This window comes from Flavilitoribacter nigricans DSM 23189 = NBRC 102662 (genome assembly GCF_002646595.1).
Lineage (GTDB): Bacteria > Bacteroidota > Bacteroidia > Chitinophagales > Saprospiraceae > Flavilitoribacter > Flavilitoribacter nigricans.
In genome coordinates this window covers 339,317-352,002 of record NZ_PDUD01000017.1, presented here as the reverse complement: position 1 = coordinate 352,002, position 12,686 = coordinate 339,317, and the positions used below count along the sequence as shown (strand labels likewise).

Below are 12,686 nucleotides of genomic sequence, written 5' to 3'. Positions count from 1 at the left end.
CTTCGGAAGCGGCCGGTAACTTCCGGCATCAAAAAAAGGCATTGCCAGGGATCGAAAGATCGTCGGCAATGCCTTTGTTTTTTGGTTCAGTTATTTTTCCGGAGGTAGCAGGGGATCAACCAAAATCTACCTATGCACCCGTAGGTGATCTTATTCTATATCGGCCAGTACCTTTCGGGCATTGGCGTTACTCGGATTAAGCTCCAGGGACCATCGGTAATGGCGGATAGCCATATCCTTTTTGCCGACCTTCAGATAAGCTTCCGCCAGACTGTCGTGGGCGTTGGCGGATTGCGGGTGCCTTTGTACATTAAAATCAAATACCGAAATGGCTTCGTCCACTTTATTGTGGTTGAGAAAAAGGTATCCCACCTCATTTACTTCCCACTCGCCGAAGTATACCCCGCTGTTGGAGGAGGTACTCAGGCTTTTGAATTCCTGGAAAGCGGCATCCACGCCTCCACTCTGGATGGAGGTTTTAATTCGCTTGGCGATATCCGGCAGCGGCGGTAAAACCCGCAACAACTCTACTTCCCAGACGACGAAATCTCCGGGTAGCTTGAGTTTGGCGCCGCCCTTAATGGTGGCCCGAAAATCCGCTACGGGAATAAAGAATTTGTAATGCCCGCCGGCTTTCATTACCTCGCAGGCGGATTGGAAGGGTCCGCTGAGGTCGGAGATCAACTGATAATCGGGGATCCCAACGGCGTAGGTCGAAACCAATACATTGTTATCGGCATCTACCAGTTGGTTGTGTGTCTCAATACCTTTGTTCAGGTCCAGAAAATTACCACGGCCCGGCGTAACGACCTCGTAGGCCCATCCGCTTTTGGTGGTTAAAGCTTTCTGTGCGATGACCGTCGTGCTCATCCAAAGGAGAAGCAACAGGGGGGTAATACGGATCATTTAAGCAGGTTTTGGTTAAATAAATTGCAATATTAATACAGCTTTTGCGCTTGCAAAAGTAAGATTGATGGCGTATGCTGAATTCGTGAGGATTATAATTCCCGTGAAATACCGGGTGAGTGGATTTATAATCTTAAATGTCCCCTGGGGGAAATAAAGCTAGTGAATTTTGAGTCCTTTATGGTTATTGCTATAGGATATGTAAATATGGGATTGGTATATTTCTAAATATAAAGTTATAAGATATTATAATATTTTAAAAATCTACTATCTGGTTTAACGTTTAATTTGGCCCCTATTTTCAAACTTTATATCCTTAAGTCACTGGCTACTAGTTTTTTAGGGATGTGTAAATTTTTTACAATATTTTTAAGCCATTTTCCAGGTCCGCCCAGAGCCATTCGGGATCTTCCAGACCGATGTAGAAACGGACCAGTTTCCAGTCGACGTGCGTATCCTGCCTTCCGGGAATGTTATAGAAGCCGACGCTGGGCAGGATCAGTGACTCGTGCCCTCCCCAGGAAACCGCCAGCAGGAAGTGTTTCAGTTCCTGAACAAAAGCTTCCATTTTCTCGCGTTCATCCACTTTAAAATAAGCGGAAAACAAACCACCGGTACCGCTCATCTGCTTCCTGGCCAGTTCGTATTGGGGATGCCCCGGTAGAAGGGGATGGGTAACCCGCTCCACTTTGGGATGTGCAGCGAGCCGGGAAGCGATCAGACGTGCGCTCTCATCGCAACGGCGCAGACGCAACTCCAGGGTACGCAGTCCGCGAATGGCCAGCGCTGCATCGTGGGCCTGGAGGATCGCCCCCAGGGTCATCAGTTCCGATTCGAATATTTTTTTGATGATCTCCCGCGAACTGCAGATCACGCCCATCACCACATCGCTGTGACCATTCAGGTACTTAGTGCCGGAATGCACCACGATATCGATCCCGTGGCGAATGGGATTCTGAAAGAGCGGCGAGGAGTAACTGTTGTCGATAATCGTCACCAGACCCCGTTCTTTGGCGAGCTGGGCGCAGGCCTGCAGGTCCTGAAGTTCGAAAGTCAGTGAACTGGGACTTTCCAGGTACAGCATCCGGGTATTGGGCTGCAGGGCCTGGGTGATCGCTTCCATACTTTTGCCGTCTACGAAAGTGTGTGTGACTCCGAATCGGGCCAACAGTTTGGTGAGTAGCGCCTGGGTCCAGGAGTACGGCGACTGAACGCAAACGATGTGATCACCGGCTTTGACCTGAGAGATCACCGCTGCGGCGATCGCTCCGCTGCCGCTGGACAACACCAGAGCATCTTCCGCGCCTTCAAGGGCCGCCAGTTTTTTCCGCAGGATCGCGACGGTGGGGTTATTGCCCCGGGTATAGATATGATGCTCCAGTTCGTCCGTAAAGGCTTGTCGGAACTGCTGCAGGTCCCGAAAACAGAAATTGCTGGTCTGAATGACGGGCGGCGAAACGGCATTGAAATACTTTTCGCGGTCCTCGCCCAGGTGGTTCAGGATATAGCTCAGATCTTCTTTCATGCGTTTCTATTTTCAGGTACCGACGGTCCGAAGTCTAGATTTCGGAGGAGGTATAAATTACAAAGCCACGAAGAACACGAATTTTTACGAAAAAATAAATTTAATCGTACACATTCGTGCCCTTCGCGGCTTCAATTTATGCTACAGATCAGCGGTACCGGACGGATACTCAGCCGTCCGTGGTCACCGGATCTATTGTTTGGTCAGCTTCAGGGTTTTTACACCCTCTTCGGTGCGAATTTTAACCAGGTAGGCACCGGCCGGCAAATCGCTGACATCCAGATCAATGCGATCCTGCTGTATTGCAGCGTATTCGCGTTGCATGACGATCTGTCCGGAAATGCTCATCAACTGCAGCTGAACGGCTGAGCTGTTTTCCAGGTCGAGGTTGATCCGGTAGAAATCCCGCGCCGGGTTGGGGAAGGAACTGATGCGGCTGTCGGCCAGTTCCGGTTCCTGCACGGCGTTGGGATCTTCGGCTTCGCGGATACCCAAACGTACCACCAGGGCAATAGGACCGGTGAAACCGCCGAGGAACCAGTCCGTTCCGTTCCGAACCACGGAAGAAACATCATAGATCACGTTCCGGTAAGTGTAAGGGATAGCAATATCTTCCGGCAGAGAGATCAGCAAAATGTAATCGGTGGAATCCTCCAGCGCTACGCCCTGTGTGAAACCGTCGTCCTGATAAATAGGTGCATTGATCAGTTCGAAGTTCTCATCCGCTTCCTGGAAGGTATAAGAGGAGAAGGCTACCAGTTCCACATCGCTATTGGTGAAACCGGGCTCATCGTCTTCGGCTACTTTGTAAAGCAGAATGGTGGCCGTCTTTCCGATGTGGGTCTGGCCGCTACTCCATACCGAAAAACGGGCTTCGTGGGCTTCGTAACCCGCACCGTTGGGTACATAGTAGAGGTTACCTCCTTCCCAGAAGTCGCCGTTCAATTCCGCAGGAGCCGCCACGTTCTGGAGGTCGCCGTCGTCCACTGCGAATTCGTCTTCGGATACTTCAAAGGTGAAGATCTCGCGGTTGTTTCCGGTGAAGTCATCATCCTCGTCGGCAACTACCGATTCGAATACGAAATAGTTACCGATCGCCTCGGGTACGAAACCCTGTTCAATGATCAGGGTATCCAGCGCCCCGGCCGCCAGCATATCCGTCTTATCGGAAGAATCCTGGAAAACCTGGTTTTGCTCCGGGTCCAGAATAGTCAGGCGCAGGTGCGTGTTGGTCTGAGGATCTGCACCGATATTCTCCGCAATACCCAGGAAGAACATAGAGTCAACCTGGGACAGAGGAGTCGTATAAGCCGATGGGTGGCGAACGTCCCGGATGGCCAGGTCATTGGCCAGGATCGGTGCGGTGTTATACAAAGCAACATCATCAATATGCAGGAAATATTCGAAAAAGCCAGTCCACTTTATTTGAATTTGAACATTTGATTGATTGATGGCGTCGGGTATCTCAGCGACCACGCGTTGGCCGGTTACGAATACGTTGCCGGCCTCTACTTCTTCCAGGATATCCTGGTAAACGAAATCGCCGCCGTCAACACTTACGCCCAATTCTACCGTACTGAAGTCGTTGATGTAGAATACGTATTGGGTGTACATTTCCAGGAAAACCTGGTTTTGACCGGAGCAATCGATGATCGGGGAGGTCAGGGTTACGGCGTGTTCGTTCAGGCCGTTGGCGTCAGAGTCGAAGTAAAGATATCCGTTGGAGGCAGTTGGGGCAGCGAAATTGAGGAAGCCACCTCTGGACGGATCCGCACTCCATTTCCAGGTTTCGGTACCTTCGTTTTCTCCGCCGCCGGTCCAGTCGGATAAGGAGGCTGTTTCGTCGGAGAAATCATAGGTGAAAAACGGCGTCTGAGCTACCATCGGGAGACTGCCCAACGTCAGCAGCAGCAACGTAATTTGGGTAAAAAGTTTGGACTGCATAAATTCTATTTTTATGAAAAAAAGGTTTAAAGTTAATGTCGTACTTAACTCATTGAGCATACTTTGAACCAGGAAATTATCAACATTGGAGATGAAAGCGAAAAAATAAAATTAAGGGCCTAGTAATAAATCCATTCCAGTTAAGGAGGAAAGAGTCGCGAAAATTACAAAATTTATGAATAAGTACAAGTTTTTTCAATAGCTCGTATCGGGTAAAGCAGGATTAATCCGAAGGGTATTCCCGGAGGTTGCCCCTGCGCTCCGGCAAATTGACCATTTCGGCTGTAATTCCCGATCAGCCCCGTAAAATAAGGCCATTTTGGAAGGAATAGGTGGTTGCATTGAAAAATAGCCATAATCACGGATCGGTTCGGCGAAAATAGAATGCCGGTCCCGATCACACTGCCAAATTTGCGAATTCCCGTTGCAACTGGGCCTTATCCACCGGTACCACACCGACCTTTTCACACACCTGCCCCCCGGCCAGATTGGCGAGCTGACCGATCTCTTCCAGCGGTAGTCCCAATGCCAGACCCAGCGATACCACACTGATCACCGTATCTCCGGCGCCGCACACATCCGCTATATTGCGGGCCTGTGTAGGCAGCAGATGGTATTGACCATTCTGTTCGGCAAACAGACCTTTATCCGAAAGGGTCACCAGACTGATCCGGTTGTTGAGGCGTTCCCGGATAACCCGGGCTGCGGTGAGCAGGGAGTCCGCCTCGGGGGCTACCCGGAAGCTGAGCTGATCCTGGATCTCCCGCAAATTGGGCTTGAAGAGGGTCACATTCCGGTAGTTCCAGAAATTTTTAAACTTCGGATCCACTACGGTGGGGATCTGCCGTTTTTCCGCCAGGTCGATCACGGTCCGGATCAGGTCCGGTCGCAGTACACCTTTATTATAATCCTGAAAGATAATGACGTCTATCGGGAATTCTTCCAGACAATCGGTCAGGCGGGCGAGTAAATGATCGGCTTCCTTTTCGCTCAGATCGTGCGTATCCTCCTTATCCACCCGCAGGAGGTGCTGGTTCTGCGCGATCACGCGGGTCTTTACCGTGGTGACCCGCTCGCCGGATAGGATGATCCCGCGATCGTCCAGTCCGTTTTGCTGCATTTCCGTCAGGAAGCTGTGTTGGTTATCATCTTTGCCGATGACGCTGAACAGATAGGGCGTCGCTCCCATCGCTTTGATGTTGAGGGCAACATTGGCCGCTCCGCCCAGCCGGTCTTCGTTATCCTGCCACTGCACCACGGGGACCGGTGCTTCGGGAGAAATGCGCTGTACCCGGCCACGCAGGTAGCGGTCGATCATTACATCCCCGATGATCAGCACCCGTAGTCGGTTAAATGCCTCGAATGTATTGGCAATTTGGTCCATGCCGCAAAAGTAGGGTTGAGGCCGCTTAGAACGGTAATTTTCCGGTAATAATTTATAAGTGACCCTGTTCCCGGGGAAATGTGGCTATTCCGGACCGGATGCCCGGGTCAGTGTGATGCGCGCGGCTCGAACAGGGTTGGAAAGTGAGTGTCCAGATACTGGAGGATCTTATCGGTACTACCCTGATTCTCCTGCAGATAAGCCAGTGCCTGCCGGGAGGCCTCCGCGTAGGCGTCATCCTGCCGGAGTTGTTCAAAGGCCGCATCCAGATCTTCCCGGCCCTCGATGGCGAAACCACCGCCGGATCGTTTCAGAGCCAGCGCTTCCTGAAATTTTTCGTGTTTGGGGCCGAAGAGTACCGGCAATCCAAAGGCGATCGGCTCCAGCAGATTGTGGATGGCCTTCCCAAAACCACCGCCGATATAGGCAATCCGACCGTACTGGTAAAGTGCGGAAAGCATACCGATATTATCGATGATCAATACCCGGGCCGCCGTTTCCGTTTCGCCGAGTTGGCTGTAGCGTACGCTGGGCCATTTACAGTTTTGTTCGATCTGTTCGATGTGGTCCGCAGCGATGTCGTGGGGAGCGATAATCAGTTTCCAGTTGGCCGGTAAGGTCGCTTCCCAGAAGGGGAAAAGCAGGGCTTCGTCCACCGGCCAGCTACTGCCGGCGATCCATACGGGCGCATCGCCCCTGAAGCGGGCGATCTCGGGAAATGTCGGAGCCTGTTCCCGGAGCTGTAACACGCGATCAACCCGGGTGTCGCCGGCCCGGCTGAAATGCTGCACCCCGATACTTTGCAGGAGTTGTCCCGAGTTGCTATCCTGGGTGAAGATGTGCCGGAAATGTGTCAGCAGTCGACGATACCAAAAACCGTAAGATCTGAAAAAGATCTGCGAGGGGCGGAAAATAGCGGAAATAAGTAAGGTGGGGATTCCTGCCCGGTCCAAGGCGTGCAGATGGTGGTACCAAAACTCATATTTGACGAATATGGCGAGGTCCGGACGCAATTCCTGCACAAATCGCCGGGTCCGGCCCGGTGTATCGACGGGTAGGTAACAGATCAGATCGGCTTGCGGGTAATTTTTCCGGATCTCATAACCGGAAGGAGAGAAGAAGGTCAGTATGAGCTGTACTTCCGGATGACGGGCTTTGATCTTCTCGATCAACGGACGTCCCTGTTCAAATTCGCCCAGGGAGGCACAGTGGATCCAGATCCTCGGTACGCCCTCCGGCGCTGTGGCCTTAAAGGTTTCGAGCTGTTGCCAGATCCGTTGCCGGCCGCTGATCCACTGCCGGGCTTTCTCATTCCAGATGGCCGCCAGCCGGATTCCCGCAGTATACAGATAGATCCCCAGAGTGTACAGGAAAGTGATCAAACCGTTCGGTTTTGTGGAAAAACCGCTAGTTAGAAAATTTATGGCTTCGGAAAAAATATCACCGCTAAAATTATTGACCGGGTCGGGGAGGGCCAAGCATTGTTATTGTGAGTGGCAGAACTTGCAGACGGCCGGCAAGGCGAAAATTAGACGGCCATAAAGCCTTGATAGTGAGTTGCTAAAAGGATATATTTTGAGTTGTACCGAACATGGAAAATTGGATTGTTGTTTCTGAATTGTAACACATAAACACGCTATAAGCTTTATTAACCCCGGCCCTTACTATTGAGCGCCGGTACCATTTAACCAAATATCAAAACCATGAAATTAATAGCTAAAACCAGCTGGATCTGGTTACTCAGTCTGATCATCATTATCGCTCCGGCCTGTAATACAAGTAAATCCGCGAGAGGAGCCGCTATCGGTGGAGCCGCCGGTGGGGTAGTAGGTGGAGTTATCGGTAAAAAGTCCGGTAATACTGCCGTAGGAGTGATCATCGGTGCCGCTATCGGTGGTACAGCCGGTGCACTGATCGGAAAATATATGGATAAGCAAGCCAAGGAGATTGAAGACTCCGTAGAGGGAGCCGAAGTTGTACGGGTAGGTGAAGGTATCCTCGTGACATTTGACTCCGGTCTTCTGTTTGGATTCGATTCTTACGCCCTGACCGCCACGACCAAAAGCAATCTGCAGGAACTGGCTACGACCCTGAAAGAGTACGGAGATACCGAACTGACCATTGAAGGTCACACCGATAGTAAAGGTACGGATTCTTATAACCTGGACCTTTCGAAAAAACGTGCCCAGTCCGTTGCGGACTACCTGGCCACTCTTGGTGTAAGCCGCACCCGTCTGACGACCGTAGGTTACGGTGAGCAACAACCGGTAAATACAGATAATACCGAAGCTGCCGAAAACCGCCGGGTAGAAGTGGCTATCTACGCCAACGAAGACCTAAAAGAACAGGCACAGAACGGTGAGCTTGAATATTAATCAATAAAAATAGGTTTGCAGTCGTCACCCCGAAAACCGAATAAAACCACAGACTAACCTATAAGCCAAACACCAAACCCTAGCGGGCAAAACCCTATAAAACTGCCCGCCACGACCAAACCTTTTCACCAATAAATGAATGGTTGGATGGTTGCTAAGACCTTCCGTTTCGACGGAGATCATAGCGACCATTCAACCATTTGTTATTTATGGGAACTATAAAAGGAAAATACCGGCTTGTAGCTTTCCGGTTTACAATACGGTAAAGCCATGGGCGTAGGGATCATCATCCGGATCGATCGTGATGGTATTGAGCCCGTAGACTCGCGCCCAGCCTTCAATACTGGGGACAATGGCTTTGTAGTCTCCGAGCGTGGTCTCTTCTTCAATCCGCCCGATGAATTGCGAACCAATGATGCTTTCGTGCACGAACTCATCTCCGGCCTGCAATTTTCCCTGGGCGTACCACTGGGCCATCCGGGCCGAGGTACCGGTACCGCAGGGCGAGCGGTCGATCGCTTTGTCTCCGTAAAAAACGGCATTGCGGGCCGAGGCTTTCGGGTCGATGGTTTTTCCGGTCCACTGGATGTGACTCAGTCCACAGATGGTCTCGTTTTCCGGATGCACAAAATCGTGGTCTTCCTGTAGTTTTTTGCGCAATTCACGGGACCAGGCAATGAGCTGCTCTGCTTTATAGTGTTCCAGTCCCGGAAAATTTTCCTGAATATCCACAATGGCGTAGAAATTACCTCCGTAAGCGACATCTACCGTCAGCGCACCGAGATCGGGGCATTCGGTAGCAATGTTTTCTGCAGCCAGATAGGATTTTACGTTGCGGATGCGAACGGATTTAACCTTATTCCCTTCCAGATTGTAATTAGCGAGCACCAGGCCGGCGGGCGTTTCCAGCCGAAGCTGCCCGGGCGTACGCGGCCGGATCAGTCCGTGCTCGATCATCACCGTTACCGTGCCGATGGTGCCGTGGCCGCACATGGGCAGGCAGCCGCTGGTCTCGATGAAGAGGATCCCCACATCGTTTGCCGGATCACTGGGCGGGTAGAGAATGCTGCCGCTCATCATATCGTGTCCGCGCGGTTCGAACATCAGACCGGTTCGGATCCAGTCGTATTCCCGCAGAAAATGCTGCCGTTTTTCACTCATGTTGTTCCCCTCAAGCAGCGGTCCGCCACCGGCTACCACCCGCACGGGATTGCCACAGGTATGGGCATCAATACAGAAGAAAGTCTTACTGGCCACGTGTAATTGGTTTATTTTCTTGGAATGAGCAACTAATCGCTCTGCTCTTTAAACGCGCAAGATCTGCATCGTTTTTTAATATTAAAAACCTTGGGGGGGAAATTTTGGGTGGATGGTTGGTCGACGGTCGATGGTTGACGGTCGATGGTCGACGGTTGATGGCAATAGCACTTCAAAATACTTTCCGTCCGATTTAAATGTCTTCCCCGCCATCCGTAACTTACCTAAATCTTCATCGGGACCGCTGGTTGTCATTCGTAACGACGACCTAGTATAGAAATGACAGCAGATAAAGCTACATTTACCACTTGCCAAAATGATTAATCCTTCGGATTAGTGGAGCTATAGCAACTGGATATGGTGTCGGCGTTACAAACGCCTCCGAGCGGTCAGCATATTGGCTTTGATTCGACTGCTTGCTGAAAGACAAACTTAGGGCTGCGAGCGGTGAGCGATAAAAAATGAATATGGTCTCGGCCTTACCAACGCCTCCGAGCGATTCAGCGTACTGGCTTTGATCCGGCCACTTGCTGAAATATAAACTTCCGGCTGCAATCAATTTAACGGTAGATGTTACGATGGTAGACGGTTAAGTTGTAAAAAAAACTCCCTGACACCTGACACCTGTTCCCTGACACTACATTCACACCTTCACACCTTAGCACATTCCCACATTCATACCTTTCATCAAAAATCAAACTTCATCCGCAGGTTAATCCGTCTGGACGTTAAATAGTTCGGGATGGCGTAGTACTGCTGGAAAACCGTTTTGATCCAGGTATTACCCGCCTGGTTTTGCACCTGCATCAGGTTAAAGATCTCCAGACTGAGCCAGGAATTGCGGGTAAAGCGCAGGAGGTGATGCGGCCGGCGACCGATGCGCTCCCGGTTCCAGAGCAGAATGGAGAAACCGATATCCACCCGGTGATAGGGCGAAAAGCGGTAGGTATTGCGATAGATCTGGTTGGCCCCCCGGAGACCGAACGGCAGGCCGGAACCTACCGTGAAATTGAGGTGCATTTTAAAGTTCTCGTTCTTGGGCAGGTAATCCTGGAAGAACATGGAAAGGGTCACGAGCTGGTCGGTAGGGCGGGGAACATCTTTCACCGGCGTGCCTTCCGTCTGTCCTTTTTCCCGTTCCAGGTGGGTGACGCCCAGGAGGTTTTCCCGGGTACGCAGGAAGCCGAGGTTTACCCAGGATTCCGCGCCGGGCACGAACTCCCCGTTTACCCGGAAGTCGATCCCCATGGCGTAGCCGCGGGCGTCATTCAGGCCCGAGTAGCGGATCCGAACATTCTCGATCTCGTAGGAGACCAGGTCCCAGAGCGATTTATAATACGCCTCGGTAATGAAGCGGAACTTCTTCGGATTGCGTTTGCCCATATAGAAATCCATGGTCAGGCCGCCCACCAGGTGGAAGGATTTCTGCGCCCGGAGATCCTGATTGATACTGCCGTCCGGGGCTCGCATCTCCCGGTAAAAAGGCGGCTGGTAGTAGAAGCCACCGGCCAGACGGTAGGAAATGTCCCGCTCGCTGGTGAGCGGCTTGTAGAGTAACTGTACCCTGGGAGAGATCAGCAGTTCCTGATTGAGGTCCCACCAACTGGCCCGGACCCCGGCGGAAATGCGGAATTCCGAGCGGCTGTCGCGCCGCCAGGTGTAGGTATCCTGGATAAAGGCGCTGTAGCGGTTGGAATTCTGATTGTTACGTCTTTTGATCACCTCGAACAGCTGCACCGCGGAGGTATCGTAGGGCAGGGAATAACCCGCCGAGTCGATGCGCTCCCATTCGTTGATCCAGTCGTCTACCCGCTCGTTCTGGAGTTTGACGCTCCACTGGAAGAAATGACTGCTGGTGGTCTGGGTATCGTCGTGGTAACCCTGCAGTTCGATCCCGCCCTTGTGTTCGAAGTTGGTAATATTATAGGTGAGGAAGTTGCGGACGTATTCGTGCTGGATGCCGCCGCCCAGTTCGCCGAGCACATCGCCGAAGGATTCGGCGCCCAGATTGGATTCGATCTGACGCAGGCTGTAATTGCCGATGATATCGATGCGTTCGTTCTCATCACTCTGGAAGGTACTGGCCAGGAATTTCAGGAAATAAGGATTGTGCTGCCGGTCCGGGATGTAGGTCAGCGACAGGCCGCCCATGCGGGTAGTGAAATCATCCACTTCCTTGCCTTCGAATTCACTGAAGAGTTCCAGCGCGAAATTGATCAGACCGAAAGCCGTTCGGCGTTCGGAAGGTACAAAGCGGTATTCACTCCGGTTGATATTGCCGATCAGGCCCAGTTGCCAGTTGCGGTTGATATCGTAGGTGATGTAAGTCTGCAGATCCGAAAAGTTGGGGGTGTATTCTCCTTTTACATCCAGGGTACCCAGGAGGTAGCGGGTGGTTTTGTAGCGGGCACCGAAGAGGTAGCGGATCTTGCGGTAATTGTCCTTACCGGCGTTCAGGCTACCTTCCAGGTGGGCCGATCCGCCGAGGAAACTCATGCCGATGGACGCGCGGGTACTATCCGGACGCTTGTATTTTACATCCAGCACGGAGGAGAGTTTATCGCCGTATTTGGCTTCGAAACCACCAGAGCTGAAGGAAAGGTCGCGGATCAGGTCGATATTCGGAAACGTCAGCCCTTCCTGCTGGCCGGCCCGGATGAGCTGCGGCCGGTAAATGGCGAAGTCGTTGACGTAGACCAGGTTTTCATCGTAGTTACCGCCCCGCACATTGTATTGAGAGCTGAGTTCCCCGCCGGTACCGCTGCTGGTACCCAGTGCGATGTGCGGCAGTACGCTTTCCAAGTTACCGGTGGTGGTCGGGATCAGTTTGAGTTCGGTGACCTCTTCCCGGATCAGACCGGCATCCTCGATCTTGCTTTCCCGCACAATTACCTCGATATCGGAATCGATCGGGGCCAGACTGACGTCTACCTGCCGGGTTGAGCGCACGGGCATAGGAGTTAGGGTAGTGGAGGTCTCCTTGTAGCCGATCCGGCTGAACATCAGGATAACTTCCTCATTGGCCGGTATTTCGATGCGGTAGCGACCGTTCGCGGCCGTTTCTACCGATACATTGGTGTCTTTGATGTAGATGAGCGCCAGGTCGATCGGAGCGTCACTGACCGCATCGGTGATGATGCCGGTAATGATGGCTTTTTCACTTTGACCCCACAGGAAAAATGAGCACAGGAGCAGTAAAAGCGTCAGGTAGCTTTGTTTCATTGATCTAGTTTTCGGTACATGGGAACTCAATGCCCGGTGGCAATGCTTGTTGTTTGGACTAACGCCGGGCGAT

General features: G+C 52.0%; 8 protein-coding genes. 1 reads left to right on the top strand and 7 read right to left on the bottom strand.

Features of this window, described 5'->3' with window-relative positions:
- Window positions 1–150: 150 nt before the first annotated feature.
- From CRP01_RS10545 to CRP01_RS10525, 5 genes are all read right to left on the bottom strand, one after another.
- Entirely contained in the window at window positions 151–906 is a 756-nt protein-coding gene (locus CRP01_RS10545; RefSeq protein WP_099149987.1) for a tetratricopeptide repeat protein, read from the bottom strand.
- A 358-nt stretch (window positions 907–1,264) separates the two neighbouring features.
- Window positions 1,265–2,431 (bottom strand): trans-sulfuration enzyme family protein, encoded by a 1,167-nt coding sequence (locus CRP01_RS10540; protein WP_099149986.1) that lies wholly within the window; start codon window positions 2,429–2,431, stop codon window positions 1,265–1,267.
- Between the two features lie 192 nt (window positions 2,432–2,623).
- Window positions 2,624–4,375, bottom strand: a complete 1,752-nt coding sequence (locus tag CRP01_RS10535) for a T9SS type A sorting domain-containing protein (protein ID WP_170110315.1) — start codon at window positions 4,373–4,375, stop codon at window positions 2,624–2,626.
- A 397-nt stretch (window positions 4,376–4,772) separates the two neighbouring features.
- Entirely contained in the window at window positions 4,773–5,759 is a 987-nt protein-coding gene (locus tag CRP01_RS10530; protein ID WP_099149984.1) for a bifunctional heptose 7-phosphate kinase/heptose 1-phosphate adenyltransferase, read from the bottom strand.
- 107 nt (window positions 5,760–5,866) lie between these two features.
- Entirely contained in the window at window positions 5,867–7,141 is a 1,275-nt protein-coding gene (locus CRP01_RS10525) for a 3-deoxy-D-manno-octulosonic acid transferase (protein WP_170110314.1), read from the bottom strand.
- A gap of 321 nt (window positions 7,142–7,462) precedes the next feature.
- Here CRP01_RS10525 and CRP01_RS10520 point away from each other — a divergent pair, with 321 nt between their 5' ends.
- Window positions 7,463–8,134: an OmpA family protein gene (locus CRP01_RS10520; protein WP_099149982.1), complete on the top strand. Its 672-nt coding sequence runs from the start codon at window positions 7,463–7,465 to the stop codon at window positions 8,132–8,134.
- A gap of 252 nt (window positions 8,135–8,386) precedes the next feature.
- Here the strand turns inward: CRP01_RS10520 and CRP01_RS10515 are convergent, their stop codons facing one another.
- Together CRP01_RS10515 and CRP01_RS10510 are read right to left on the bottom strand one after the other, a co-directional pair.
- Entirely contained in the window at window positions 8,387–9,391 is a 1,005-nt protein-coding gene (locus tag CRP01_RS10515) for a 4-hydroxyproline epimerase (RefSeq protein WP_099149981.1), read from the bottom strand.
- A gap of 687 nt (window positions 9,392–10,078) precedes the next feature.
- A complete protein-coding gene (locus CRP01_RS10510; RefSeq protein WP_099149980.1) occupies window positions 10,079–12,613 on the bottom strand; it encodes a TonB-dependent receptor in 2,535 nt (844 codons plus the stop codon).
- Between the last annotated feature and the right edge of the window lie 73 nt (window positions 12,614–12,686).

What these genes read in the sequence shown, in the direction of transcription:
- CRP01_RS10530 (WP_099149984.1), bottom strand. Translation starts at nt 5,759, where the DNA reads ATGGACCAAATTGCCAATACATTCGAGGCATTTAACCGACTACGGGTG.
- CRP01_RS10540 (WP_099149986.1), bottom strand. Translation starts at nt 2,431, where the DNA reads ATGAAAGAAGATCTGAGCTATATCCTGAACCACCTGGGCGAGGACCGC.
- CRP01_RS10535 (WP_170110315.1), bottom strand. Translation starts at nt 4,375, where the DNA reads ATGCAGTCCAAACTTTTTACCCAAATTACGTTGCTGCTGCTGACGTTG.
- CRP01_RS10520 (WP_099149982.1), top strand. Translation starts at nt 7,463, where the DNA reads ATGAAATTAATAGCTAAAACCAGCTGGATCTGGTTACTCAGTCTGATC.
- CRP01_RS10510 (WP_099149980.1), bottom strand. Translation starts at nt 12,613, where the DNA reads ATGAAACAAAGCTACCTGACGCTTTTACTGCTCCTGTGCTCATTTTTC.
- CRP01_RS10545 (WP_099149987.1), bottom strand. Translation starts at nt 906, where the DNA reads ATGATCCGTATTACCCCCCTGTTGCTTCTCCTTTGGATGAGCACGACG.